The organism is Candidatus Syntrophosphaera sp. (genome assembly GCA_019429425.1).
GTDB lineage: Bacteria > Cloacimonadota > Cloacimonadia > Cloacimonadales > Cloacimonadaceae > Syntrophosphaera.
Window position 1 is genome coordinate 1 of the sequence record JAHYIU010000028.1, and the last position, 26,916, is coordinate 26,916.

At 56.3% G+C, this 26,916-nt stretch carries 26 protein-coding genes and 2 tRNA genes; 13 read left to right on the plus strand and 15 right to left on the minus strand.

Annotated elements, in window-relative coordinates:
• The coding region (locus K0B87_04390) for a hypothetical protein (GenBank protein ID MBW6513978.1) at positions 1–258 on the plus strand (258 nt) is incomplete at its 5' end.
• A 383-nt stretch (positions 259–641) separates the two neighbouring features.
• Here the strand turns inward: K0B87_04390 and K0B87_04395 are convergent.
• From K0B87_04395 to K0B87_04430, 8 genes are all read right to left on the minus strand, one after another.
• Complete coding sequence (locus K0B87_04395) at positions 642–2,540, minus strand: Omp28-related outer membrane protein (protein MBW6513979.1); 1,899 nt, start codon at positions 2,538–2,540, stop codon at positions 642–644.
• 76 nt (positions 2,541–2,616) lie between these two features.
• Complete coding sequence (locus K0B87_04400; protein ID MBW6513980.1) at positions 2,617–3,279, minus strand: HAD-IA family hydrolase; 663 nt, start codon at positions 3,277–3,279, stop codon at positions 2,617–2,619.
• Entirely contained in the window at positions 3,276–4,115 is an 840-nt protein-coding gene (rsmI, locus tag K0B87_04405) for a 16S rRNA (cytidine(1402)-2'-O)-methyltransferase (GenBank protein MBW6513981.1), read from the minus strand. The genes K0B87_04400 and rsmI overlap by 4 nt, the downstream gene beginning before the upstream one ends.
• 9 nt (positions 4,116–4,124) lie before the next feature.
• Positions 4,125–5,312: a glycine C-acetyltransferase gene (locus K0B87_04410; GenBank protein ID MBW6513982.1), complete on the minus strand. Its 1,188-nt coding sequence runs from the start codon at positions 5,310–5,312 to the stop codon at positions 4,125–4,127.
• A 98-nt stretch (positions 5,313–5,410) separates the two neighbouring features.
• Positions 5,411–5,499, minus strand: a tRNA-Leu gene (locus K0B87_04415).
• 20 nt (positions 5,500–5,519) lie between these two features.
• Positions 5,520–5,867 (minus strand): preprotein translocase subunit SecG, encoded by a 348-nt coding sequence (gene secG, locus K0B87_04420; GenBank protein ID MBW6513983.1) that lies wholly within the window; start codon positions 5,865–5,867, stop codon positions 5,520–5,522.
• Between the two features lie 40 nt (positions 5,868–5,907).
• Positions 5,908–6,846, minus strand: a complete 939-nt coding sequence (locus K0B87_04425) for a DMT family transporter (GenBank protein ID MBW6513984.1) — start codon at positions 6,844–6,846, stop codon at positions 5,908–5,910.
• Positions 6,847–6,862: 16 nt separating this feature from the next.
• Entirely contained in the window at positions 6,863–7,150 is a 288-nt protein-coding gene (locus K0B87_04430) for a hypothetical protein (GenBank protein ID MBW6513985.1), read from the minus strand.
• A gap of 235 nt (positions 7,151–7,385) precedes the next feature.
• On the opposite strand from K0B87_04430, the gene K0B87_04435 reads away from it, so the two are divergent.
• Complete coding sequence (locus K0B87_04435; protein MBW6513986.1) at positions 7,386–7,658, plus strand: hypothetical protein; 273 nt, start codon at positions 7,386–7,388, stop codon at positions 7,656–7,658.
• 191 nt (positions 7,659–7,849) lie between these two features.
• Here the strand turns inward: K0B87_04435 and K0B87_04440 are convergent, their stop codons facing one another.
• The 3 genes from K0B87_04440 to K0B87_04450 are packed head-to-tail and all read right to left on the minus strand — an operon-like array spanning position 7,850 to position 10,082.
• Positions 7,850–8,782, minus strand: coding sequence for a D-alanine--D-alanine ligase (locus K0B87_04440; GenBank protein ID MBW6513987.1), 933 nt, complete (start codon positions 8,780–8,782; stop codon positions 7,850–7,852).
• Positions 8,783–8,816: 34 nt separating this feature from the next.
• Positions 8,817–9,671 carry a hypothetical protein gene (locus K0B87_04445; GenBank protein ID MBW6513988.1) on the minus strand — a complete coding sequence of 285 codons (855 nt, stop codon included), beginning with the start codon at positions 9,669–9,671 and terminating at the stop codon, positions 8,817–8,819.
• Positions 9,672–9,725: 54 nt separating this feature from the next.
• Entirely contained in the window at positions 9,726–10,082 is a 357-nt protein-coding gene (locus K0B87_04450) for a response regulator (GenBank protein ID MBW6513989.1), read from the minus strand.
• 225 nt (positions 10,083–10,307) lie between these two features.
• On the opposite strand from K0B87_04450, the gene K0B87_04455 reads away from it, so the two are divergent.
• Both K0B87_04455 and K0B87_04460 read left to right on the plus strand, forming a co-directional pair.
• Entirely contained in the window at positions 10,308–10,520 is a 213-nt protein-coding gene (locus tag K0B87_04455; protein MBW6513990.1) for a cold shock domain-containing protein, read from the plus strand.
• 70 nt (positions 10,521–10,590) lie between these two features.
• The gene (locus K0B87_04460) at positions 10,591–12,258 is read left to right on the plus strand and encodes a YgiQ family radical SAM protein (GenBank protein ID MBW6513991.1); all 1,668 of its coding nucleotides are present in this window, start codon (positions 10,591–10,593) and stop codon (positions 12,256–12,258) included.
• Positions 12,259–12,402: 144 nt separating this feature from the next.
• Here the strand turns inward: K0B87_04460 and K0B87_04465 are convergent.
• Positions 12,403–12,480: transfer RNA gene (locus K0B87_04465), tRNA-Pro, on the minus strand.
• Between the two features lie 153 nt (positions 12,481–12,633).
• On the opposite strand from K0B87_04465, the gene K0B87_04470 reads away from it, so the two are divergent.
• The 9 genes from K0B87_04470 to K0B87_04510 all read left to right on the plus strand — a co-directional run bounded on the left by K0B87_04470 (position 12,634) and on the right by K0B87_04510 (position 21,827).
• Positions 12,634–14,544, plus strand: coding sequence for an ATP-binding cassette domain-containing protein (locus tag K0B87_04470; protein MBW6513992.1), 1,911 nt, complete (start codon positions 12,634–12,636; stop codon positions 14,542–14,544).
• Complete coding sequence (locus tag K0B87_04475; GenBank protein ID MBW6513993.1) at positions 14,534–15,511, plus strand: 2-hydroxyacyl-CoA dehydratase; 978 nt, start codon at positions 14,534–14,536, stop codon at positions 15,509–15,511. The genes K0B87_04470 and K0B87_04475 overlap by 11 nt, the downstream gene beginning before the upstream one ends.
• On the plus strand, positions 15,508–16,590 hold the full coding sequence (gene mnmA / locus K0B87_04480; protein ID MBW6513994.1) for a tRNA 2-thiouridine(34) synthase MnmA: 1,083 nt from the start codon (positions 15,508–15,510) through the stop codon (positions 16,588–16,590). Before K0B87_04475 ends, mnmA begins: the two co-directional genes overlap by 4 nt.
• Complete coding sequence (locus K0B87_04485) at positions 16,587–16,925, plus strand: DUF3147 family protein (protein MBW6513995.1); 339 nt, start codon at positions 16,587–16,589, stop codon at positions 16,923–16,925. The genes mnmA and K0B87_04485 overlap by 4 nt, the downstream gene beginning before the upstream one ends.
• A 311-nt stretch (positions 16,926–17,236) precedes the next feature.
• Entirely contained in the window at positions 17,237–18,184 is a 948-nt protein-coding gene (locus K0B87_04490; protein ID MBW6513996.1) for a hypothetical protein, read from the plus strand.
• A 3-nt stretch (positions 18,185–18,187) separates the two neighbouring features.
• The gene (locus K0B87_04495) at positions 18,188–19,069 is read left to right on the plus strand and encodes a phosphoribosylaminoimidazolesuccinocarboxamide synthase (GenBank protein MBW6513997.1); all 882 of its coding nucleotides are present in this window, start codon (positions 18,188–18,190) and stop codon (positions 19,067–19,069) included.
• Positions 19,070–19,456: a response regulator gene (locus tag K0B87_04500; protein ID MBW6513998.1), complete on the plus strand. Its 387-nt coding sequence runs from the start codon at positions 19,070–19,072 to the stop codon at positions 19,454–19,456. It begins immediately after the preceding gene.
• A gap of 65 nt (positions 19,457–19,521) precedes the next feature.
• Positions 19,522–20,520 carry a tetraacyldisaccharide 4'-kinase gene (gene lpxK / locus K0B87_04505; GenBank protein ID MBW6513999.1) on the plus strand — a complete coding sequence of 333 codons (999 nt, stop codon included), beginning with the start codon at positions 19,522–19,524 and terminating at the stop codon, positions 20,518–20,520.
• Positions 20,517–21,827: a hypothetical protein gene (locus tag K0B87_04510; GenBank protein ID MBW6514000.1), complete on the plus strand. Its 1,311-nt coding sequence runs from the start codon at positions 20,517–20,519 to the stop codon at positions 21,825–21,827. Before lpxK ends, K0B87_04510 begins: the two co-directional genes overlap by 4 nt.
• A gap of 1,191 nt (positions 21,828–23,018) precedes the next feature.
• Here the strand turns inward: K0B87_04510 and K0B87_04515 are convergent.
• From K0B87_04515 to dnaK, 3 genes are all read right to left on the minus strand, one after another.
• On the minus strand, positions 23,019–23,741 hold the full coding sequence (locus tag K0B87_04515) for a 16S rRNA (uracil(1498)-N(3))-methyltransferase (GenBank protein ID MBW6514001.1): 723 nt from the start codon (positions 23,739–23,741) through the stop codon (positions 23,019–23,021).
• A 10-nt stretch (positions 23,742–23,751) separates the two neighbouring features.
• Positions 23,752–24,912, minus strand: coding sequence for a molecular chaperone DnaJ (gene dnaJ / locus K0B87_04520; GenBank protein MBW6514002.1), 1,161 nt, complete (start codon positions 24,910–24,912; stop codon positions 23,752–23,754).
• A gap of 70 nt (positions 24,913–24,982) precedes the next feature.
• On the minus strand, positions 24,983–26,916 hold a 1,934-nt coding region (gene dnaK / locus K0B87_04525; GenBank protein ID MBW6514003.1), incomplete at its 5' end, for a molecular chaperone DnaK.

Consider the following 26,916-nt stretch of genomic DNA (forward strand, 5'->3'; position numbering starts at 1 on the left):
GACCTCAAGGCCTACGCCACGCGCAACGGCAGCCAGAACGTGCCCAAGACCAAGCTGCCGCCCACTGCCTACGCCATCTTCATCAAGCTGATGTATGCCTGGCAGAAAGCGGATTCGGAACACGTCGACCTGGCCAGCCTGACCGAGAGCGACATCGGCACCGTCGGTTTGGGCGTGGTGGATACGCTGAAAAGCGCCATCGACAACGACCTGCTGAAAAGCGTGAGCGACTACGACGACCTGACCGGGGTGTTTTAGGCGTGACGGGTTACGGGTTACGGGTTACGCGTTACGGGTGATGTCTCGATGACACGAAAATGACCGCCCTGGCGGGGGCTGCGACGCCTTGGTGTGTATCAGGCAGAGGGATGGCGGGAGGGGATTTTTTTCAATGTAGAATGTAAATTTAATAGAGAGTTCACGCAGATCTACGCAGACCTATAAGAGAATGGATCAGGATGCACGGGATCGGAAAGGATCAAAGGGATATTTCCCCACGAATCAAACGAATGGAAATAGGGGAACTGGGGAAGAAGGACAGGCGCTATCTGACCGGGCGAAAAACAAACCCCGGAAAATACATCCGGGGTTTGCCATGTTGAACCAGCCGGTTGTCCATGCCGACCAGCCAAGTAGGGGGATTATTTCATCAGGACGATTCTGCCCTGGCGGGTTTGGTTGGCAGTGTTCATCCGGAAGTGGTAGATGCCGTTTTGGACCCGGCTGCCGTTGGCGTCGGTCCCGTTCCAGTTCAGGCTGGCGTTTCCGGCGGCGTCGGCCTTGAGGTCGAAGCTCTTCACCAATTGGCCTTTGAGGTTGTAAATGGAGAGGTTGACGGCTTCGCCGGCCTTGCTTTGGACGCTGAAGGTGGTGTTGTTTTGGAAGGGATTGGGAAACACATTCACGGAGATCCGCGCGGGAGCGACCTGGTCGTCATTGTCCACGACACCAACCGTTACAAATACAGATTCCGAGGGACCGGAAAGCATGTAGGGGTCGTTGAACATGGAGCAGATCCAGTATTCGTGGGTCCCGTCCGGGAGATAGGTGTCCGTGAAGCTGAGGGTTGCGGGGCTGGTGATGGTGGAAATGTTCAGCCCGTTGCGGTAGAGGCGGTATCCGATGAGGCCGCGTCCGTCAAAATGCTCGGGGCGTTCCCAGGTCAGAAGGACGTTGCTGGGCAGGATCACTGTGCCGGTGAAATTCTGCGGCGCAGGCAGCACTTCGATGGGCAGGGTGTAAGCGCTCATGACAGGGGTTCCGGGCATGCCGTGCTGGTCGACGGGGGTCACCTGGAAAGCCAGCGGCAGGTCCAGATCTTCCTCAACCGCGCTGTAGGTGAGCTCCGTGGCTCCGGCAATGGCCACGGGAGTGGTGCCCATGATCCTGAACCACTGATAGATCGAGGCGCCTTCGGTGTTTCCGTCCGAATCCACGAAGTTGTAGGAACCGGTTTGGGCCTGATAGAGCACGGGAGGCCCTGAAACAACCACGCCGGTCGCTTCGGGCGCGCTGTTGTTGAATCCTGTCCCGGAAAGCGGGATGGTGATGTTGGGATGGTTATAGAGGTTTCCCACGATGGACAGGGTCCCGGTGTAGTTTTGCGCGGCAGTTGGGGTGAAGGTGATGTCGACAGTGACCGACTCGGTGGGCGGGATGCTGAAGGTGCTGGCGCTGCTGGTGAAGACGGGATTGTCGATGGCGATGGTCCCGGTCGCGGTTGTGGAGGCAAAGTTCACGATGGTGATCGGAACGGTGCTGCTGCCGGTTACGTACATATCGGGGAAAGCGATCGTCTCGTGCGACACGGGATAGGCCCCAACCAGCGCCGCGACGGAATACTTCACGCCCTGCAGGATCTCCTTGGAGGTCTGGTTCTGCAGAAAGAAAACCATTTCGCTGTTGGCAATGTTCCAGGACGCGTTGGGAGTGAAGGTCAGGTTGACGGTGGTCGATTCGCCGGTGTCGAGGTTGATCGCCGTGCCGTTCTGGTCCGGGATCATCAGGCGGTTCACGTTGTCCACGGTGGTCTGGTTGAACCAAACCTGCGGGATGTCCGATTCGGTGAACACAGCGTGGAGCTTGACGTTGGTGTTGGTATCGGCTTCGGGCTTGGCCACCGTTACCAGAACCTGGTACTCGGCGCCGTTTTGCGAACCCAAGGCGCTGATCGTGTAATGCGAAGGCACCGCCATGCGCGCGGTCACTTTGGGCAGATAGTTCGAGTACATGGAACTGGTGGCGTTTCCCCCGACGGTGGGGTTCAGGCCGTCAAAATAGGCCGTGGGATAGCCCGTGACGGCATAATAGGAGTTGCGGGCGTTGGAATAGACGTTGGCATAGCTGTCGCCGTTGTGGTTTTTAACGATCGCGACCGGATGCCCGTTGGTGAGCAGGTCATGGCAACCCATCGCGGCGCCGGGGCAATAGACGCACCAGGTGCCGGTGGCGACTTCGACCACGACAAGGTTGCGGGGAACCGCATTGAGCGCTGCCAGCAGGCTGAACAGCACTAACATAAGTAAAATGGACTTCTTCATCTTATCTCCTCATTCATTTGTTTGTCTGTATCTATAATTTGTCATAAAGCAATTTTTAAGCCCAAGGGCCAGGAATCTATTCCAACGGGCCCGAGGGTTCCGCGATCCTGAACAATTGTTTGGCAATGGCAACTATTTCCGCGGGGTCGCTAACCAGCCAATCCGGTTTGAAGCCGCGCAGATGCGCTTCTGAATGCAGGCCCCAGGTGACGCTGATGACCTGAACGCGGCTTTTGCGGGCGGCCTTGATGTCCCTCGATTCATCTCCCACGTAGACCACCTTTTCCTTGTCCAGGCCATGCTTCCGGATCTGGCGCCGGATGCTGTCGTGCTTGTGGAGTATTCCGCCGGTGCCCTCGACCCAGTCGAAGCAATCGATTCGGTGATGGTCGAGAAAGGCCCGCACGTTTTCGCTGTGGTTGGAGCTGATCAAGGCCAGCGAGATTTCCATTGCTTTCAGCTCTTGCAGCATGGGTACGACTCCCGCGCAGGGCTCCAGGTCCGGGACAATCTTCAGGTATTCGCTGAGGATGACCGTTATCGCCTGGCCGAGTTTGTAGAGCGGCACTTTGAGGGCTTTGCAGGCCCGGGAAAGGGGGAAATCGCGCATCGCGGCGAACTTCTCCGGAGTGATCGGAGTGTAGCCATATCTGGGCGCGAGGCCGTTGACAAGTTTGTAGAGCTGGTCGATGGAATTGGCGATGGTGCCGTCGAAATCGAACAGCATCCAGTTTTTCACGCCCTTCCTTCCTTTTGGGCCAGCACCTGTTTGTAGGCACTGTTGCGGTTGAGTCCGAAGCGGGCTGAAACTTCCTCCGCTATGGCTTTGGAATTCTTGTTCCCGGCAAGCGAATCCCGGATGAAAGCGGCGATCTCGGTTTCGGAGGGCTGGGCTGCAGGTCCGGCGCCATCCAATATCACCACAAACTCGCCCTTTTCCGTCACTTCATAGTCCGCCAGGATGCTTTCCAGATCGCCGCGGATGAACTCCTCATGGAGTTTGCTGATCTCGCGGGCCAGGCAGATCCTGCGGTTGCCGCAATGCTGATGTATGTCGGCCAGCGTTTTCCTGATGCGGTGCGGCGCTTCATAGAGGACGGTGGTGAAGGGATTGTCCCTGATCCTGTCCAGCAGAGCTTTGCGGTCTTTGAGTTTGAGGGGCAGGAAGCCCAGAAAGAGAAAACCCCGCGTATCCAGGCCGGAAGCTGTGAGGGCGGGGACCAAAGCGGTGGCGCCTGGCAAAGGGACTACGCGCACCTGGCGCTCTATCGCGTTTTGGATCAACAGCATGGCCGGATCGGAGATCCCCGGGCTGCCGGCATCGGTTACGACGGCTATGTCGTTTCCTTCCTCCAGCAAAGCGAAGATCTCCTTCAGGCGCTGTAGTTCATTGTATTTATGCAGGCTGAGCAGCCTGGGGGGCTGGATCTCATACTGGGAGAGCAAAAACCGGGTCTTGCGGGTATCCTCGGCGGCGATCAGGTTCACGCTTTTCAAGATCTCCAGGGCGCGCAAGGTGATGTCGCCCAGATTTCCGATCGGTACTGGCACCAGGTGGATACAACCCGCGGGCAATTTAGCTCCCTAAATGAGTTTCAGCTCTTTGCCGACTTTCTTGAACGCGGCTATCGCCTTGTCCAGGTCCTCGCGGCTGTGGGCGGCGGAAAGCTGGACCCGGATGCGGGCTTTGCCTTTGGGGACCACGGGATAGACGAATCCGATCACGTATATCCCTTCTTCCAGGAGCATATCCGCCATCTTCATCGCCAGCGGCTCGTTGTAGAGCATCACGGGCACGATGGCTGTGTTGCCGGCAACGATGTCGAAACCGGCCTTGATCATCTCCTGGCGGAAGTAAGCGGCATTGTCCCAAACTTTTTCGCGCAGTTCGGAGGAACCGGTCAGCAAGTCGATCACCTTGATGCTGGCTCCGACCACTGCCGGAGCGACGGTGTTGGAAAAGAGATAGGGACGGCTGCGCTGGCGCAGGAGCTCGATGATCTCCTTCCTGCCTGAGGTGAAGCCGCCATTGGCGCCACCCATGGCCTTGCCGAGCGTGCTGGTGACAATATCCACGCGATCCTGCACTCCAAACTGATCGGGAGTTCCGCGCCCGTTGGGGCCAATGTATCCCGTGGCGTGGGAATCGTCGACCATGACCAGGGCGTCGTACTTTTCCGCCAGGTCGCAGATCTCGGGCAGTTTGGCCATGTCGCCGTCCATGGAAAAGACGCCGTCGGTGCAGATCAGGCGGTATTTCAGATTCTGGGAATCGATCAGGGCTTTTTCCAGCTCTTCCATGTTGGAATGCTTGTAACGGAAGCGCTGGGCCTTGCAAAGCCTCACTCCGTCAATGATCGAGGCGTGGTTGAGCTCATCGGAGATGATGGCGCTTTCGTCATCCAGCAGGGGCTCGAAAACGCCGCCGTTGGCGTCAAAACAGGCCGCGTAGAGGATCGTATCCTCTGTCCCCAGAAACTCGGAGATCTTTTTCTCCAAATCCTTATGGATCTGCTGGGTGCCGCAAATGAAGCGGACCGAGGCCAAACCGTAGCCCCAATCGTTCATGATGTCCTGGGCGGCTTTCACGACCTCGGGATGGTTGCCCAGGCCAAGGTAGTTGTTGGCGCAGAAGTTCATGACTTTCTTTCCCGTGCTCACGCCTATGTTGGCGCCCTGAGGCGTGGTGATGATGCGTTCTTTCTTGTACAAGCCCTGTTTCTTCAGCTCTTCGAACAGGTTCTGCATATCAGTTTTCATTTTGCCAAACATGGCAAACCTCCACAATCGTATTTCTTCAATATTTGGCACACTTTTGGGAAGCTTGAAATCAGTCAATAAAAAAAGCTCCCGCTGGGGGAGCAATTTTATGGTGCAGAAGGCGGGACTCGAACCCGCACACCCGTTACAGGCACAAGATCCTTAGTCTTGCGTGTCTGCCAAATTCCACCACTTCTGCATTGGGCAAAGCTTTTTAGCTTATTCGACGGGGTTGCTTTCAGGCGAAGGAACAACGCCAGGCGCGGGTTGTTCGGCCACCGGAGCTTCGTTATCGCCGAAAGTTTCTTCCAGCACCCGGGGGGTCCTTGTCCTGCCAACCGACCTCACCTGGAAGGCCAGGAAAATGCAGGATACGACGAAGAGCACGCCCAGGATCTGGGTCCATTTGCGCAAAAACTTGGAAGCACCGCTTCCGCCGAAGACATTCATCGCGGCTCCGCCCAGATTGGCGTCAAGGCCACCTTTGGACGTTTGTGACAAAATCACCAGCACCAGGGCCACGCAAATGACAACGTGGATTATCAACGCTACTGTGTATAAAACCATTGTTTCTATCCTTATGAGCTTGTTAGGGCTTGTTCCTGCACTAAGTTTTAACAGCGCCTTTTTTGTCAATCAGAAAATCCCGCCTGTCGCTCAAAACACTGATGAGCATGGCGCCAAACAAAGCCAGGGCGCCCAAAATCGAGAACAGGTTTACGCTTTCCTTCAGTAACAGGAATCCCCCTAACAGGGCAAAAACCGCTTCCAAACAGAGGATCACTGCGGCGGCTTGGGGCTGGACCCGCTTCTGGGCATGAAGCTGGAGCGTGAAGGCTATCCCCACGGACATCACCCCGGCATAGAGGATCGGCAGGAAGGCGGTTTGGATCCCTTCCCAGAGTACTCTGCCAAACGCTTGCCCCACATCCATATTGGCCCGATAGGCCAAGCTCGCGGCCAGGCTCAGCAGCACGCAGACAAGGTATTGGACCAAGGCCAGGTCCAGGCTCGGACGCTCTTTGGTGAGCTTGTCTATCATTTGCACGTGCAAGGCCCAAAACACCGCACCCAGCAAAACGAGGGAATTGCCCAGCGACACGTTGAGCTGAGCGGATCGATTCAGCAAGGCCAGGCCCACAACGGACAATGCCATCGCGGCCAGCATCCAGCCCCGGAACCTTTGCCCGCGGAACAAACCGATGATCGGCACGAACACCACATACAGGCCGGTGATGAAGCCCGCGTTGCCCGCGCCGGTCCAAAGCATCCCCGTTTGCTGCAAACTGACCGCCAGAAAGAGCAGAACGCCCAACATGAGCGGCCCTTGCCAGAATTGGCTGATCACCGCCCTGTTCAGCAGCGAAGCGTCATGGCCGGCCCGTTTGCGCCTCAAGCAGCGCAACAGCCACACGCACAAAGCTCCGAGGGCAAATCTGAGGGCGTTGAAGGTAAAGGGATCCAGGCTCTCCATGCCCTTGCGTTGCGCCACAAAGGCAAAACCCCAGATGGCGGCCGCGAAGAGAAGGCTGATGTAGGAAAGCATTGAAAAGGGGAAACGCCTATTTATTGCATCTCTTTCTGGTGAGGGCAAGCCCGCCAAACCCTGCTATGACCGCTATGTAGAACCCAAAGTCATAGGCCCAGCCGGTGTTATAGACCTCATAGATCCGCACGTTGTGATTGAACAATTGCCAGATCAGGGTGACCGGCGCGATCCAGCCGTGCCAGATCCCCGTGAAGAAACCGGCGCGATATTCTTCCGAACGTCCGCTGACGCCCGCCGCGCACGAACAAAGCAAGGCCAGGCACAAGGCGGCCCCCAATCCAAGTAACAGCGCTTTTTTCATGGAATCTCCTTCAATTCTGTTATAGACCACATCCTGGCGCTTGAGATTTCGTCAACTAATTTCTCGGCGCCTCTCACCCCGCCCATTATGAGACGCATGAGGCAGTTAAACCTGGATTCAATGTCCCGGCCAACGGGTAAAATTTTCCTCATCCACCCATTGAGGTAAAAAATCCCTTGTCCGATTTGGGTATGTGATTATAATGTTAAATAGCTTGATAATCTGTGAGGTGATTATGCTATATAAGTTGCCTGACGGAAGGGAAATTGTTCTGGAGGATGTGGTTCGCGTATCAAAGGTGCGCGACATGGGCGAGGATGACAGATCAATTGAAATGAGCAAGCTGTCTTTCACGATCTACATTGGCCAGGAAGAAACGATAGAGGTTAGCGAACAATACCACTTCGCAGATTGGGTCGATAAGAAAAAGAAGCTGGACCTTGTCCAACACGACCTTGTCCACAAATGGAAACTGGCCATAGGTGAAGCCGGAGATAGCTCGGTTTAAAGGGATATAAGCGAATCTGCGGTAGCTTGGGTGGATTTTCCGCATGACTTTCATGGGCACTTTCATTCGGCTCCTTCAGTCCCCGGCACTCTTGATCAATACGCTATCAATACGGACTCAATACGGACTTTGTCCGTAATGAGTCCGTATTAACACCGTATTGATAAGGGGGGCGACAGGTTATCCAGGTATTAACGGGCCAGCCTGACGATCATTTCGACCAGGTCGGGAAAGCTCAGGCCCACGGTCTTGGCCGCCATCGGAGTAAGGCTCAGCGGCGTCATTCCAGGCAGGGTGTTCACTTCCAGGAAATAGGGCTTGGCCCCGTCATAGCGGAAATCGATCCGGGCATAGCCGCTGAGCCCAAACACCTGCCACAGCCTCTCCGCGAAAAGCTGGATCAATTGGCTGACAGATTCTTCGACAGGCGCCGGGGCAAGATAATCAGACCTGCCTTCGTTATATTTGTTCTGATAGTCATACCATCCCGAGCGCGGTTTGATCTCCACCAGAGGCAAAGCCACACCGTCCAGGACCGTCGCAGTCAGTTCCCGCCCGGGAATGAATTTCTCCAGCAAAGCGCTGCCCGAATAGCGCAGGGCAAGCTTCACCGCGGCCTTGAGGCCGGAAATGTCCTCCACCAGCGTGATCCCGACCGATGAGCCAGCGTCATTGGGCTTCACTATCAGTGGCAGGCCGAGTTTGTCCACAACGCCCTGATAATCGGCCGGATCTTTGTAGTCATTGATCAGGTCATCCCGCATCAGGATGTAGTCTGCCGCGGGGATCCCTTCTTCCAGCGCCAGCAGCTTGGATACGAATTTATCCATGGTAAGGGCGCAAGCCTTGTGATCTGAACCGGTGTGGCGGAAACCCGCCAGCTCCAGTCCTGCCTGCAACGCTCCGTTTTCCCCCGCTCCGCCATGGAGCCCGATGAAAACTACATCGGTGCCCTCTTCATGGAGTTTTTGGGCCAGTCCGCCAAAGCCGGCATAATCCGAGGGGTCCAGCTCTGCCACGGCAAAGCCTTTGGCCCGCAATCCCGCTGCAATTGCCGCTCCGCTGACCAGGGAAACATCCCGTTCCGGGGAATCCCCGCCCTTCAAAACCGTTACTTTCTCCATCGATCCTCAAACATCGCAATTATTGGGGCCCAGCCTACGCTTCCAATTGGAAGAACAGCTTCAAGCGAAAGCCCAGGGCGGCCTTGAATCGGGCCACCTCAGGATAGTTCGCGCCGCAGAAATCCAGAAATTCATGCCTACCCCCGAGCCGTTCCACCAAAAGCTGGCTGTGCAGGCTGCTGGCGCCTTGTTTCAAGCCTTCGGCGGTAGTGCAGCGCATGATCGAATAGGCGGTCTCGTCGCCGGACGTCCCCAGCATCAGGTTGGCGCTCACTATCTCCTTATCCCGCATCAGGTTGAACTGGGAGAGCAATCCCTGTTCGTGCAGATTTTTCATCCACTCCAGAAACCGGGGATAGGGCACGCCGAGCCGCTTGTTTTTGCGATTGTACAGCTTTTTGAGCATTTCAACGAATTCTTCCGGGGAGAACTTTTCTTCGAAAGTGAGCTGTTCCTGCTGGGCGGTCTTTAACTTCTTGCGCTCATCCTTGAGGGGATGGAAGGGCTCGGAAAGCTGCTGCACAAAGGTGTATAGAGGCCTGGCCTTGAAGCCTGCCCAGTCGAAACCCCGCACGTCGTAGTTGTGGGTCCCCAGATTGAAATGGATCCGTTTATAGCGGCCACGCAGGAATTTCCCAATCTCGCCGGAGATCTTCAGTTCGTCCAGCAGATTGCGGTTCTCGTCCCGGTTGGCTTCCCACCTGAACCACAGGCCTTGATAATAGGCGCTCATCGGTATGATCAGGCGCCGCATGCCCATGCTCTTCCTTTCGTAGAGCGGCATGGCCGCCACCAGTTGTTCCCCTTTGTGGCATAGGAGTTGAAGCGCTTCCAGCTCCTGGAGTTCACTCACAGACTGCAGGAACACGGGATTGATCCAGAGAGGCAAAGAACCCTCCAGGCCGTCCAAAGCAGGTGGTCGGATGCTTAGTTCATACATGTTTCAAACATACTTTTGCAGTATATTGAGCAATTCCGGCATCGCAAAGGGCTTGATGATCAGATCCGAGTTGCCTTCCTCGATCGCCGCGGAAACTTTGTCCAGGCTGGAGTATCCGGTCATGATCAGGCAGAACAGATTTTTGTCCAGCTTCCTGAGCTGTTTCATCAGTTTCACTCCACTGATCTGCTTAATGTCCTGATCAAGCAGCGCCAGCCCGTATTTTCCCGGCTCGAACAGCTTGATCGCTTTGTTTCCGTTTTCCGCGACGTCCACTTCGTAGCCGCCGGAGAAAAGAAATTCCCCGATCAATTCCCGAAGCAGGATGTCGTCATCCACCAGAAGTATCTTAAAACTCATTGTGCCGCCTTGGTTTCCTTGCTTGCAGAAACAACTCCCCAAACCGCAGGAAGTCCGGTCCATTGATATTTTGCTCTAAAACGCAGAATTTACCATGCTTGAAAACCGTCAACAAAAATAATCGGGGACGGTGCCAAATTTCATCCCAAAACGAAAATTTCATTTTTGTGTTGACTGATTTCCGCTTATACTATTTGTGGAATTACCAATTCATAAGAGGTACAAATGACTGGCAAAGTAAAATGGTTCAACAAGAATAAAGGTTACGGCTTTATTATTACCGACGACAACAAAGAGTATTTCGTCCACTGGAAGTCCATCGTCACCAATTCCCCCCGGGAATTGAAAGTGCTGGAGCAGGATGAAGTGGTGAACTTCGACCTGATGGAAACAGACAAGGGCACCCAAGCCATCAACATCATCCGTGTCAATCCCTGATCCCGACACGGATACAAACTTTCAGGGGCGGAAGCTTGAAGCTTTTGCCCCTGTTATTTTAAGCTGAGCAATGCCGTTTTTGCCCACGACCCTGGACGAAGCCAAAGCCCGCGGCTGGAGCGAACTGGACGTGATCATCGTCTCCGGGGACGCCTATGTGGATCATCCCAGTTTCGGGCCGGCTATCATCGGCCGCCATCTCGAGGCTGACGGCTATCGGGTCGGGATCATTCCCCAGCCCGATTGGACCCAGGACGGGGATTTCCTGGCTTTGGGCACACCGCGCCTCTTTTTTGGCGTCACCGCGGGCAACATGGATTCCCTCGTCAACCACTACACTGCCCAGCGCAAACGCCGCAATGACGATGCTTACAGCCCCAACGGCCAGTCCGGCCTGCGACCCGACAGGGCCACCCTGATCTATGCCAACGCGCTCAAACGCCTGTTCAAACAGGTTCCCATCGTGCTGGGAGGGATCGAAGCCTCGCTGCGCCGGATCGCCCACTACGATTTCTGGCAGGACAAAGTGCGGGCCAGCGTCCTCAGCGACGCCAAGGCGGATTTTATCGTTTATGGCATGGGCGAAAAAGCCGTCCGGGAGATCGCCCGAGCCCTGGAAGAAGGCCGAAAGCCCGGCCAGATAACTGGCATCCCCGGCACCGTGGTCTTCAGTCCCCAGCCTCCGGCTGATACGGATATCGTTCTTCCGGATAACCTGGCCTGCGCGGACAAACTTACGTTTCACAGGATGACCCACCTGTTTGAAGAGCATAATCAGGAAAAGGTCATCTACCAAATGAACGGCAACCGCTGGATCAAACACAATCCGCCGGCCGAAGCACTTTCCGAACATGAGTTGGACGCTCTTTACGCCCTGCCTTTTGAATATGAGCTCCATCCCCGCTACAAGGGAAAGAAAATTCCCGCCTATGAGCAGATCAGGGATTCCCTCACCTCCCACCGCGGCTGTTACGGTGGCTGCCACTTCTGCGCCATATCAGTGCATCAAGGCAGGAAGCTGCGTTCCCGCTCGCAATCTTCGCTGGTTCGGGAGGCGCAAACCCTTGCCAAAACACGCGGCAAAGCCCTCAGCATCAGCGATGTGGGCGGTCCCACGGCCAACATGTACGCCTCCTCCTGCGCCCTGGATTTTCCCGATGGCTGCACCAGGCGTTCCTGCCTCTTCCCCACCATCTGCCAGAACCTCAAGCCCGACCACCAGGCCCAGCTTGAGCTACTGGCCAAGCTCGAGTCCCTGCCGGAGGTGAACCACGTCTACATCGCCTCCGGGATCCGCCACGACCTTGCCCTCCGCAATCCACGCTATATCGAGGCCCTGGCCCTTAAATACACCGGCGGCCGGCTCAAGCTCGCGCCTGAACACAGCGTTCCCTCCGTTCTGCGCCTGATGGGAAAGCCGGACACTTCCACTTTCGAGGAGTTTTCCCGGGAATTCTTCGCCGCCTGCCGAAAAGCCGGGATCAAGCGCCAGATCATACCCTACATCATCATCGGCCACCCCGGCACCACGATCCAGGACGCCCTTGAATTGCGCCAGTGGCTGGTGCAGCACCGCCTCAGGGTCGAACAGGTGCAGGAATTCACCCCCACTCCGATGACCATCAGCACCTGCATGTACTATACTGGACTGGATTACGAGACCGGCAAGCCCATCCACATTCCCAAGCCCGGAGAGGTCCGCCGCCAGAAAGAGCTGGCCCTCTGGCATTTACGCTAATCCGGATTCCCCTCTCCCATTCCGCTCCCATAACCCAAGAAAATTCTCAGGCCAAGCATCTTGGGCCCATCAGCCGAAATGCGTAACGGTGATTTGCCTGGAAATAAAAAAACCCGGGGGGCTTCCCCGGGTTCTGCATAGAGATGGTCGGGATGACAGGATTTGAACCTGCGACCACTTGAACCCCATTCAAGTACGCTAGCCGGACTGCGCTACATCCCGAACCTGAGAACCTTAAAAAATCAGGGGCGTTTTTTGACAAGCTAAATTTGTGTTTGACATCCCCGGCGCTTTGGAAAGGATGGCTCGACAAGCCCAAAATTGAGCACTGGAGCTCACCAAAAGGGAATACGACGCAATGGAAGAAACCGCTTCATGAGCCTGATCCGCGCGACCGGGCTGGCCTTGGAATTTGGCGGAACATACGTCCTGAAAGAGATCGATTGCAGCCTGGAACGCAACAGCCGGGTGGGATTGATCGGGATGAACGGTTCCGGCAAGACCACTCTGATCAAGCTGCTGCTGAGAATGCTGCAACCCACGTCAGGAGAGGTTTTGCGCGCCCGGAACTGCCGGATCGCCTATCTGCCCCAAGACCTGAAGCTCAACCCCGACACCCTTATGCTGGATTACGTGCGCTCTTCGCGTCCGGACCTACTAACCCTCTCTGCCGAGATCGAACTCCTCTCGCGGGAGCTGGAAGAAAACCATTCCGCCGCTTCCGAAGCCAGGCTCAATGTTGCCATCGAGCGCTACACCGCCTTGGGCGGCTATGAATTCGACAACGAGCTCAAATATGTGCTCACTTCCCTGGATTTTCCCGAGTCAAGCTGGACCAAACGCAATGGCGATTTCAGCGGAGGCGAGCAGACGCGGATCTGCCTGGCCGCGATCCTCTTGCTGGAACACGAACTCCTCATCCTGGACGAGCCGACCAACCATCTGGACCTGGAAATGATCTCCTGGCTGGAAAAATACCTGCTCAAACAAGGCAAACCCTTTCTGGTAGTATCCCACGACCGCCAGTTCCTGGACAACACCGTAAGCAGCGTCTGGTGCCTGCGCGACGGCGCTTTGAGCGTCACCAAAGGCAATTACAGCTCTTTCAGGGAAGCGGACGATATCGCCCGGCTCAGCCAGCAGCGCCAGTTTGAGCGCCAGCAGAAGTTCATCGCCGAGACGAGGGCTTTCATCCAGAAAAACATGGCCGGACAGAAGACGAACCAGGCAAAATCCCGCCTCAAGATGCTCGACCGGTTGGAGGTGGTCAAAAAGCCAGGCCAGCAAAAACAGATGAAGCTCGCCATCGCCGCTTCCAAACGCAGCGGGAACGACGTCTATACGCTCAAAGACCTGCGGTTCGGCATCTGGCCTGACCTGGAACTGGCCCGGGATGTCAATCTGCGCGCCCACTATCAGGACCGCATCTGCGTTCTGGGCCCCAACGGCTGCGGCAAGACCACGCTTCTGAACATCCTTTTGGGCGAACACGAGATCATTGAGGGCAGCCTGAAAACCGGGGCCAGCCTCGATATCGGCTATTATGACCAGTATCAGGCCAGCCTCGACGATGCGCTTACGGTGATGGAAACCATCTGGCAGCTCGTACCGCAAGCACCACAGGGCTATGTGCTAAGCTGGCTGGCGCGGTTCGGCTTTCGCGGGGACGACGTGGACAAGCGGGTTTCCGTGCTCAGCGGTGGCGAGCGGTCCCGGCTTTTTTTGTGCCGGATGATCCACGAAAATCCCAATCTGATGATCCTCGACGAGCCCACCAATCATCTGGACATCGACATGACCGATTCCCTCCTCGAAGCGCTTCAGGACTACCGTGGCACGGTGATCTTCGTCTCCCACGACCGCTGGTTTTTCAGCAAACTGGCCACCAAATTCTGGGTGTTCCGCAAAAAAGCCAGCGGCCAAAACGTTTACACCACGGTCGAAGAACCCGATTGCGACTGGCAGCGCGCGATCGAACTGGCCTTCGAAGAACCGGAAACGGCCAAGGCCCCACCCCCGCCCAGGGAACGCAGGAAAAAGCGCAACCCCTGGTATCTTGAGCAGCTCCATCTCCAGATCGAACAGGGCAACCACCGGCTCGCTGGCCTGAACGACCAGTTGCACACGGTACATCTGGAACTTTCACGTTCGGAAACCTATGCCGATCAGGGCCGCGTCTCAATTCTGCAAAGCGAGATGGCGCGGCTGGAAAAGGAGATCTCCGCCATCCAGGACCACATCGGCGATCTGGAGGAGGAATACCTGAGGCAGAGTTATGAAGAATAAGCGGATCGGCTTCACCACCTCCTTCCCCGTGGAAGTCGTCTTCGCCGCGGGGCATATCCCCATCGACCTGAACAACATCTTCATGGAGGGCGATTCCCCGGAACACATCCGCAACGCTGAACTGAAGGGTTTTCCCCGCACCGTCTGTTCCTGGATCAAGGGCAATTTCGCCGCGGCGCTATCAGCCCGTCTGGATGAAGTGGTGGGCATCGTGCAGGGCGATTGCTCCAACGGCGCTTCCCTGACCGCGATGCTGGCCGAAGAAGGCCTGCCGGTCTGGCATTTTTCCTTTCCCCAAGAGCGCGAATACGCCCTTCTGGATGCTGAGGTCCGCCGTTTGGAAGAACACTATGAGGTCAGCCGGGACGAGGTTTTGCGGGTGAAGCGACGCCTGGACCAGATCCGCGCCAAACTCAAGACCCTGGATGAATGGACCTGGCAGGAAAGGCTGGTCACGGGCAGAGAAAACCACCTCTGGTTGGTAAATTCCTCCGATTTCCAGGGCGATCCCGACCGCTACGAAGAAGAGCTCGATACCTTCATGCGGGAAGCGCAAAAACGCGATCCGCTCCCGACCGGCCTGCGCTGCGCCTATCTGGGCGTTCCGCCGATCTATCGCGATATCTATGACCGCATCCTGGAGCAAGGCGCGGATGTGGTCTTCAACGAGGTCCAGCGCCAGTTCTCCATGCCCTCCCTGCTGCCGGACATCGTCGGCCAATACCTCGTTTACACCTATCCCTACAGCGTTTTCGAGCGCTTGGAGGACATTCTCCCGGAACTGGCCAAACGCAGCGTGGACGTGGTGGTCAGCTACACCCAGTCCTTCTGCCATCTACAGATCGACAATATCCTGCTCAAAAAACACATCAGCCTGCCGTTCCTGACTCTGGAAGGCGACCGGCCGGAAGAACTGGACAGCAGGACCCTGCTGCGTTTGGAGAGCTTTTTCGAGGTGCACGGATGAAGAAACGAGTACTCTTGGGCATGAGCGGTGGGATCGATTCCAGCATCAGCGCCCTGCTCCTGTTGGAGCAGGGTTACGAGGTGATCGGCGCCACGATGTCCTTCTGGGACAACCGGATAGCTTTTTCAGACTGGCCCCGCCACGGCTGCTACGGGCCCCACGAGCGGGAAAACATAGCCGCAGCGGAACAGATTTGCCGCCAAAACGGCATTCCGCATCACATCATCAGCCTGCATACAGAATTCTCCCAATGCGTCCTCTCCTATTTCTGCTCCACCTATTTGGATGGAAAAACTCCCAATCCCTGCGTGCGCTGCAACCAGCAGATCAAATTCGGGTTTTTCATCCAAAAAGCCCGGGAACAAGGGCTCGAATTCGATCTTTTTGCCACCGGCCATTACGCCCGCGTGAAAAATGATCCAGCTTCGGGCCGCTGGCAGCTTTTACGAGCCGCCGATCCGCTCAAGGACCAGTCATATTTCCTTAGCTACCTATCCCAGGAACAGCTATCCCAAACCATCTTTCCCCTGGGCGGCATGACCAAGGGCGAAGTGCGGAAACTGTCTGCGGACAAAGGTTTGGGGCATCTGCAGGACAAGGACGAAAGCCAGGATTTTCTCAATGAGGAGGTCTACAACCTGGTTTTCCCCCAGGAGGTTTTCCGCCCCGGAGATATCGTCGATCCAGAGGGCAAGGTGCTCGGCAGGCATCGCGGCCTGCTGCATTTCACGATCGGCCAGCGCAAGCATCTGGGCATCAGCGGAATGCCCGAGCCCTACTATGTCACGGCCATCGACGCGGCCGAAAACCGGATTGTGGTGGGACCCCAATCCCTGCTCTATGCTGACAAACTGGTGGCGGAAAGGGTGAACTGGGTCTCCATTCCCGGCCTTGAATCGGAGCTGCGGGCCGAAACCAAGATCCGCCTGGGCCACGAGGCCGCGCCCTGCGTCTTGAGGCCGCTGGAAAATGGACAGGTGGAAGTGGTCTTTGACGAGCCCCAGCTTTCCATCACGCCAGGCCAAGTGGCTGTTTTTCATGCCGGGGAGGTAATTCTGGGGGGAGGAACGATAGTATGATGTATTACGCGCTCAAGATAATCATTTCAGCCTTCCTGATCCTGGTGATCAGCGAGATCTCCAAACGCAGCACCCTGATCGGGGCGATCTTTGCTTCGATGCCTCTGGTCTCCTTCCTGGCGATCCTCTGGCTATACCGGGAAACCAAGGACACCAAGCAGATCGCCGCCTTGTCCAATGACATTTTCTGGCTCGTTTTGCCCTCGCTGCTGTTCTTCATCGTGTTTCCCCTGCTGCTGAGACGCGCCCTGAATTTCTACCTCGCCTTCGCCATCTCCCTGACTGTGATGCTGGCCGGCTATTTCCTGATGTCCCTGATCCTCAGGGCCAAATAGGCCCCGCACAAATTGGAAACCCCGGGCTTCCTGATCGGAGCGTGCTCCGGCATCCCCAAAAACCGTGCTGAGCCAGAACCGAAGCTCATTCCCCCCTTTTTCCTGGAACGCCCGCCTCTTGTATACCTCCCGCCTACTAACCGCCAAACGGGCGGGTACTCAGCGGGAGGCATACGGGGGGCGGGTGAATCAGGCTTAAGGGCCAAATGCGGAAAAACTGTGCGGATCGGCGCAACTAATTGGCAAAATGGGTGTTAGAGCCACCGTAACATTCTGATTGACATAAAGGGCAAAGTCAAAACAATGGCAGCATGATCAGCGTAAAATGGGACAAGAATTGTTGCCGGGAAAATGTGGAGTTTCCGCAGGGCTGGGCCTTCTTTGCCTTCCTGAAAGAGGGGCAGGCCCTCTGGTGCGGCTACACGGCCAATCTGGCCCGGCGTCTGGACTTCGTGCGCCGCAAAGCCGAAGAGGACAATGTCTATGCCGAAATGTCATCCCAGGCGGACACGCTTAAGTTCAGCTCCTGCGAGAGGGCGATCGACGCCCTGATCCGCCATAAAATCCATCTGCAAAAGCAACATCCCCAATACCAGCAGGCCCTGGATGCCAGCTCCAATTACGTTTATCTGGCCCTGGGGGCAAACCGCTTTCCATTTGTGAGCGTCCAATCCCACACCAACGACGATTGGACCTACCTTGGCCCCTGGCGCAGCCGCTTTTTCCTGGTGGACGTGATGGACAGCCTCTCCCGCATATTGAAGATCCCCTTTTGTGAAAAGGAAAGCTTTCCCTGTGAGAAGCTCGATTCCGGAAGATGCCGGGGCTGGTGCCTGGCCCTGGAGGAAGATGCACTGGAGGCAGAAATCCCAAATCTGGAGAAGCTTGACTCCCTCCTCAAGGAAGCTTATCTGCATCCCAACAACGGCATCCTGGAGATGCTGGGCCGGGAAAAGGACAAGTATTTCAACTCCCTGGAGTTCGAAAAGGCCGACCTGCTCAATGACGAGTACGATAACCTGGCCCGCTACAGGGACTGGCTGAATTTCCTCTATGTGACCAAATCGCTGTCGTTTGAGACGGATGAACTGGCGGTGGAGCGGGGCCTTTTGCGCTGGTGCAGGTTTCAGAGTGAGGAATACAACTTCCCTATCATGGACACGCAATATCGCGATAACGAAAAGCTGGCCTTGAACTTGCAGGACCTGGACGAAGCCCGCCTAATTTACGAATATCATGTAAAACATCATAAAGGATGATATATGTACCAACAGATCAGTAAGTTACCTATAGTTAAACAAAGCCACCAAGGCAAGGTGCGCGATATCCATGACCTGGGCGAGCAGCTCCTGATCGTAACCAGTGACCGCATTTCCGCCTTCGACGTGGTCTTTCCGGAGCCGATCCCCGGCAAGGGCATTATCCTCAACCAGATCGCAGTGCATGTCTTCAAAACCACCTCCCACATCGTGGACAACCATTTCCTGACAGACGCGGTGGAGGACTACCCGGCCGAATTCAAGCCTTTCCACGACTATCTGCGGGGTCGGAGCATGCTGGTGAAAAAATGCCGCGTGATCCCCATCGAATGCATAGTTCGCGGTTATATCAGCGGCTCGGCCTGGAGCGAATACAAGAAATCGGGAACCATCGGCGGCATGCTGATCTCCGAAGAATTGCAGGAAAGCCAGAAATTCTCCCAACCGCTGTTCACGCCATCCACCAAAGCCACCGAAGGCCACGACGAGAACATCAGCTACCGGGAGATGCTCAGCTTAATGGACAGCAAGATCGCCGAGTTCCTCAAAAACAAGTCCCTCGAGCTCTATAAATACGCTCACGGGCTCCTGCTTCCCAAGGGCATCGTCCTGGCGGACACCAAATTCGAGTTTGGCACCATCGGCGACAGGATACTCCTGGTCGATGAAGCCCTGACGCCTGATTCCTCGAGGTTTTGGAATCTGGAGGAATACGGCATCGGCATGAGCCCGCCCAGCTTTGATAAACAGATCGTGCGCGATTACCTGCTCCAAACCGGCTGGAACAAACGCCCCCCGGCCCCGAAGCTGCCTGAGGAGATCAAACAGCGTGCCCTGGCCAAATACAGGCAGATCCAGGATATCATTCTGGAAGGCAACGCGTAGATGCTGAGGATAATCTGCATAGTCGACGACGAGGATGACCTGATCATCAACCTCAAGATCCAGCTTGAATCCCTGCGCCCGGATTGGAAAATTCTGGGCTTCAACAACGGGATGGACGCGCTCAAGGAGATAGTCTCAGGCGGGATCGACATGGTGGTCACGGATATCGCCATGCCGGACATGGACGGCTATGAACTCTTTTGGCGGATCAAGGACCACGACCCGGAAATACCCGTGATCATGATGACCGGCTTCGGTTATGATCCCAACCACGTGCTGGTGCGGGCAAAATCGGACGGGATGCGGGACGTTCTCTACAAACCTTTCACGGCTGAAAAACTAATCGAGCTGATCGACCGGAGACTGAGGCCGGAAGGGGCTGTTTGATCAGCCACAGCTTCATCCGGAGGCATCTTTTAAACCGCTCTTGGCTCAGCGATCTGCTGAGTCCGTTGGCCGAAGTGAATGCCGCTTATCAGAAACGCCGGCGTTCTGCCCGCGCAGAAGGAGCATGGCATCCCGGCTGCAAAACTGTCAGCATCGGCAACATCACCAGCGGCGGCAGCGGCAAAACTCCTTTCTGCATCTATCTTGCGGAGTTGCTCGGCGCGGAGGGTATCAGCTTGGGGATCTCGCATCGCGGTTACCGCGGCGCTTTTGAACATAAGCCGGTTATCATCTCGGAAGGGAAGGAGCCCCTTTTCAGTGCGCGGGAAAGCGGCGATGAGGCCCATCTTTTGGCCAGCCGCTTACAGGGCATACCGGTTGTGGTGGGCAGGCAGCGCCAGGCCGCCATATCCCTGCTCTTGGAGGCTTGGCCGGAAACCCAGGTGCTCATCCTGGATGACGCTTTCCAAAACCTGAGGGTGGCACGGGACCTCGATATCCTTTGTTTTGACGCGGAAACCGGCATCGGCAACGGCAGGCTGATCCCGGCCGGATATTTGCGGGAACCGCTGGACGCCATTGACCCGGATACCCTGATCGTGATCAACCACAAAGGCCCGGATTCGGATACCGCCAGCCTGGAAAGCATGCTGCGAGAACGAAGCGGACACATATTCCACTGCCACTATCGGATCTCCGGAGCTGTGGACGCGGAAGGAAAACTGCATCCCGTATCCGATCTGAGGGGAAAAAGGGCCATGCTGGTGAGCGGGATCGCCAATCCGGCCTCTTTCGAACAAACTGCTAGATCCGTGGGGATCAGCTGGCTGAGCCATTTCCAATTTCCAGACCATCATCCCTTGTCCGATCCGCGGGAGATCGCCAGGATCGCGGAGCTGGCCGCAAAATACCGGGTCGGCCATTTGGTTTGCACGGAGAAGGATTTGGCCAAGTTGAGCGTGCATAAGCAACTCCGGGACTCGCTGTTTGCCCTGCGGATCGGGCTGGACTGTCCCGAGGCATCCCAACTCAAGGAACTGATCAGGCTTAGGCTGGAACTGTGAACCCGCTTTTGGAAGTTGCCAACACCCCAGAACTCGCTTCACAGAGCGTCTGGGCCTATCTTGCCGATCATCTGGACACCATTCAACTGCTGCATTTCTTTCTCATATCCTATCTGATCTCGCGCCTTTTCGTGCGCTACAAGCTGCCGGAACGCTTCGTTTTCTGGGTCTTCGAGGAGAAGCACATCAGCCTCTCCAAGCTGATCCTGATCATCATGCTCAGCACTGCCGCCCTGTCCATGGTCATCGCCAACGTGATCACACTGCTGGCGATCCTGCCGGTGATATTGCTGGTTCAAAGCGAACTGCAGGGCACGGAAAAGGAAAAGAAGAAGCTCTCCACCCTGATCATCCTCTCCGCGATGTGGGGCGCGAACATCGGCGGGATCGGGATGCTGACCGGCACGACGGCCAACGGGGTGTTTGTGGGCATGCTGGGTGGATACGCGTTTGAGACCAGGCACAGCTTCAGTTTCATCTCCTGGATGACCTGGGCGATTCCTCTGGCAATGCTGCTCTGCTTTTGCGGCTGGCTGATCCTCAAGGCCGTGTTCCACCCCGTGCGCCAGCTTTCGGTGGCAAATATCCGCCAACAACTTGAGCAGAACAGCGTCACACCCAAGGTCCAGAAGATCGTGCTGGCCCTGGCCGGATTCTTCCTCGTCAGTACAGCCCTGCTCTCCTATCTGATGGGCCAGTTTTGGGAACTGAGGGTTTCGATCTACGCGGTCGAGGCCGTTTGGACGGTCGTCTTTATCCTGCTCCTGTTCGTGATCCCCTTCCGCCTGAAACCTGGAACCAAGGGTTCGCCGCTTTTGGCGACCGCAGACGTTCTGCGCGATCTGCCCAAGCGCGGCCTGCTCTGGATCCTGATCGGCATGACGGTCACCGGCATCCTCTACCTGGCTGGCATGCCGGCGATCCTGGCCAACGCCCTCTCCTCCTGGGTGCGGGCCGATTCCTCCATCCTGCTGCTGATGCTGCTCATCACCCTGGCGACCATCTTTTTCTCAGAAATACTCAGCAACCTCGTGGTCCAGATCGCCCTCTTTGCCACCCTTTTTCCCCTCAGCGCCGGATATCCAGACCTTTCCTGGCAGATGCTGCTGATCATAACCCTGGCCACAAGCTGCGCCTTCATGTCGCCAATCGGCACCCAGGTGAATGGCCTTGGGTTCGGCGCTTCCAGGAAAATATCCCTGCCCTACATGCTGGGGGCGGGATTTCTGATGAACTTGGTAAGCGCCACCCTCATCACCATCTGGGTCCATTTCGTGGTCCCGATCGTACTCAAATGGTACGCCTGATCCTTCTGTAGCAAGAATACAGCACCCTCCTCAGCCTTTTTCCCAGTCGGACACTTGTAGAATACGATTTTCTGGAATAAATATTGCTTTTAACAAACGCAATACGATACCGGATTGAGTAGCCCAGGCGCCTGGACCACCGACGCCAGACCGGTATTTAGCTTGAGCTTGCAAACAAACGCAGGGGCGGCAGCGGCAGATCCATCGCCAGCGTGATATACCTGTGTCGCCTGCAGTTCGGGAAAACATCCGTCATCCGCAAGGTTATCCTGGCAAAGTGAGTAAATAGGGCTCTCTTCCGAATCAAGTGGGTGTGGGCCTGCCGAATTAGAACCGAAGCACGTTTGGGCTGCTGAGCCTGCATCGGCAGAGGCGGCGAGGCTTCCTTGGGGATCTATAAAGTCTCACCCAAACTTGCAAATGGGTATCACCTGTCACAGTGGTCGTAACTGTTTATCGGATTGTGAGATGAATAGGACTGGCATTAGACTTAGCCGTCATAATCATGGCGGCCCAGGCCCCCGACTTTCTAATAGGTACATTCAGCCAATACCAGTTAAGGTATGCTGGTAATGATTACGATCAAAATTTCATGGATTTAGCCCAAAGACTTCGATTACTTCCGGCTGAAAGTCTTGCAGAAATGTGGATACTTGATGGAGGGACTTACCCACTTAGTTTGAAAGAGAGCCCTATTTTTCGGGGGAGTTCTATCCCTAGTTTTAGACCTTTTCCAGAGAGTCTATGTGCAAAGTTCTTCTTGATACCGCTTTGCAAAAACCTTGATACTGGGGTCTCATCAAAAACAGCGATTGGCAATGAAAGTGACACTATTTGCAATTTCTCTTGATACTCTATAGGATCACAGGAAATTCCACTTCCCCCACATGGCTCCCTTTATCAATACGGTGTTAATACGGACTCAATACGGACAAAGTCCGTAATGAGTCCGTATTGATACCGTATTGATAAGGAGGGCGATGGGAAAAATAAATGGGTTGCCAAGCTCCGAATTGGCAGATTGGACAGTATCCGCACCCATCTTTGAAGAGCCCCGTGGACTCTGTGGCAAAGCGGATTTTTCACCCCTCCGGTCGGGGATGAACAGCTTACCCATTTGATTTGAAAGAGAGCCGTAAACAATGCCTGCAGACAATGATCGATTCAGCCTTGATCCCTGAACTCCGGGCGTCAGTATTTTTGTTTTAGGTAGGCCAGCCACTGCGCCGCGACTGAGATTGCCGCAGTTTCCGCCCGCGTCACCAGATCCCCCAGGGTAATTTCCTCCAAACCCTCGAACAGGGCGAACTCCGCTTCACTCCAGCCTCCTTCCGCCCCGATCAGGAAACAGGGATTCCCCGTTTTGACCGGTGACAGGTGATGCAGCCAGATATCCGGCCTGCGTTCCGAGCAGAGGATTGGAGTGTAGCCCCTGTCTCTGATGGCGTCCAAAGCCTGCTGCGGTCCCTGGGGCTGTAAAACCTCAGGCAGCCAGGGATTGTCGCATTGCTTGACCGCGGCCAGGGCTGTCTTGTGAAAACGTTGCAAAGTGTTGTCCGAGGCCTGGCGCACCGAATGTTCGGTCACCAGGGGGAAAAAGGCTGCCGCGCCGAGCTCCGTGCACTTTTCGACGATCAGCTCGTCGTGCCTGTTCCGGAGCAGGGCGAAGGCGATGGCAAAGGATGGTTGGGGCTGGGGAAAGCTCGATACGGCTGTGATCTCCAGCCGGGCCGAATGTTTGGCAACTTCCAGCAACTGGGCCTCGGACAGCGTGCCCCGGCCTGAATTCAGCAACAGGGGATCCTGCAAGCGGCGATGGGCGACCCGCGCCAGATGGTGGAATTCATCCCCTTCCAAGGTGGCCGTGTCCCCCACCCTGAGCAGTTCAGAACCGGGCAGATAGATGGAAGGCATCCGGACCTTGTTAGGTGAAAAATCCTTTGAGTTTATCCCGGAAACTCTTGCCGGGCTTGAGTTCGCGCTTCTTCTCGAATTCCCGCAGCCGGTTGTAAAGCTCGGTTTCTTCGCGCGAGACCTTGGTTGGCGTGACCACGTTGGCCCGCACGATCAGGTCGCCCCGGGAATAGGTGTTCAAACCCTGGATGCCTTGTCCTTTCAGGCGAAACAGCCTACCGCTCTGAGTCCCGGCGGGGATCTTCATCTTGGCCGAGCCGGTGAGGGTGGGCACCACGATCTCGTCGCCCAATACGGCTTGCGAAATATGGATGGGGAATTCCAGGATGATGTTGTTGCCGTCGCGCTCAAAGATGTCGTCCTGCCTTTCATGGATGAGGACAAGGATGTCTCCGTGCCCTCCGCCGCGGGGTCCGATGTTGCCCTGGCCGCGCAGCCGGATGTATTGGTTTTCCTCCACCCCGGCGGGGATCTTGACCGTGATCTCCTTCACCTTGCCCATCCTGCCCTCGCCGTAACATTTGGTGCATTTGTTCTTGATGATCTTGCCCTCGCCGCGGCAGGAAGGGCATTCCGAAACTGTCTGCATCTGGCCGAAAAGGGATTGGCGCACGGTGCGCACCTGTCCGGTGCCGCGGCATTGGGAGCAGGTTTCGGAGCTGCCGTCCGCGCTGCCGGACCCGCCGCATTTGTCGCAGGAATCCTTGACGCTGATCTTGATCTTCTTCTCTGTCCCCAAGGCGATCTCTTTCAGGGAGAGGGAAAGTTCGATCTGCAGGTCCTCACCCTGGTTGACTCTGCGCTGGCCGCCCCGGGAGCCGAAGCCCCCGCCGCCAAAGAGGGTCTCGAAGATGGAGCCGAAACCGCCTCCCCCACCGAAGATATCGCTGATATCCTCAAAGTGGGTGAAGTTGTTCCAGTTGAAGCCGCCGTTGCCGAACTGCTGATCCACCCCCGCGTGGCCGTACTGGTCGTAAAGCTGGCGCTTGTCCTTGTCGGAAAGAACTTCATAGGCCTCGGAGGCTTCCTTGAATTTTTCCTCGGCGGCCTTGTTGTCCGGGTTTTTATCCGGGTGGAACTGCATCGCCAGCTTGCGGTAGGACTTCTTGATCTCTGCTTCGTCGGCGCTTTTGGGCACTCCCAATACTTCGTAGTAATCTCTTTTAGCCATCCAATCTCCTTATCCTGAAGCTTCAAAGGGTTTCCCGGCGGATTTGAAAGTCCGCCGGGAAAAGTGTCCCTTACTTATCGTCAACCACTTCAAAATCAGCGTCGATTGGCTCGTCGGATTTCTGGCTCTCTTCCTGGGCAGGACCCTGACTGGCCATGTCCTCGGGATTGAATCCAGCCGCGTTGGGGTCGAATCCTTCTCCACCGGACTGCTGTTGCTGCTGGGCCTGGGCATAGATGATCTCGCCGAGGCGCTGCGCCTTCTGGGCCAGGTTTTCCTTGATGGAATTCAGTTCCGAGGCCTCAGTGGCTTTTTCCATCTGTTCCTGAGCTTGCTTGAGCTCCGCTTCCAGATCGCTTTTATCGCTTTCGGAAAGCTTGTCCCCATATTCCTTGAGGCTCTTTTCCGTGCCGAAGATGAGGCTGTCCAGTTCATTCTTGGCGGTGATGAATTCCTGGCGCTTCTTGTCCTCTTCGGCATGCATCTCCGCGTCCTTGATCATGCGGTCGATGTCGTCCTTGTTGATGTTTCCTGCCCTGTCGATCACGATGGACTGCTCCTTGCCGGTGCCCTTGTCCTGGGCATGAACGTGCAAAAGCCCGTTGGCATCGAGGTCGAAGGTCACTTCGATCTGGGGCAGGCCGCGCGGGGCCGAAGGAATTCCCACCAGGTCGAACTTGCCGAGGGACTTGTTGTCATTGGCCAAAGGACGTTCGCCTTGCAGGACGTGGATGGTCACCGCAGTCTGGTTGTCCGCCGCGGTCGAGAAGATCTGGCTCTTCTTGGTCGGTATGGTGGTGTTGCGTGGGATCAGGTTGGTGGTTACGCCGCCAAGGGTCTCGATCCCCAATGAGAGAGGCGTGACATCCAGCAGCAAGACCTCGCTCACCTTGTCGTCTCCGGAAAGGATGGCGCCCTGGATGGACGCTCCGATGGCCACCACTTCATCCGGATTGAGGCTGCGGTTGGGCTTTTTACCAAAGAACTTCTCCACCGCTTCCTGCACTGCCGGGATGCGGGTGCTGCCGCCGACCAGAAGGACTTCCTGGACGTCCGAGGCCTGCAGTTTGGCGTCGCTGAGGGCCTGACGGCAGGGCCCAAGTGTCCTCTGCACCAGGTCTTCGGTCAGGCGGTTGAATTCAGCCAGGGAAAGGTCCAGATTCAGGTGCTTGGGTCCGGTCGCGTCCGCCGTGATGAAGGGCAAGTTGATGTTGGCGGTCTGGGTGCCGGAAAGCTCGATCTTGGCTTTTTCCGCCGCTTCGCGCAGGCGCTGCATGGCCATCGGGTCGCGGGAGAGGTCGATCCCCTCATGTTTCTTGAATTGCTCGAGGATCCAGTCGATCACGCGCTTGTCGAAATCGTCGCCGCCCAGATGGGTGTCACCATTGGTGGAAAGCACTTCCACCACGCCCTGCGAGATGTCCAGGATGGAGATGTCGAAAGTGCCGCCCCCGAGGTCATAGACGGCCACTTTCTGTTCCTTGGCATTTTCCATGCCAAAGGCCAATGCCGCGGCCGTGGGTTCGTTGATGATGCGCTTTACATCCAGGCCGGCGATCCTGCCGGCGTCCTTGGTCGCCTGGCGCTGGTCGTCATTGAAATAGGCCGGCACGGTGATCACGGCTTCCGTGACTTTCTGACCCAGATACGCCTCCGCGGTCTCCTTCATCTTGGTGAGGACCATCGCGGAGATCTCCTGCGGCGTGAAATCCTTATTATCCGTGTCTATATGCACGGCAGCCTGGCCTTTCAGTCCGGAGATAACCTTGAAAGGCACCTGTTTCATTTCCGAGCCCACTTCATTGTAGGCGCGGCCCATGAAACGCTTGATTGAAAACACCGTGTTCGTGGGGTTGGTGACGGCCTGGCGCTTGGCCAGTTGGCCGACCGGGCGCTGTCCGTCTTTGGTGAAGGCCACGACCGACGGTGTCGTGCGGCTTCCTTCCGACTTGGTTATCACCACCGGTTTGCCGCCTTCAACGACGGCCACGCAGGAATTGGTGG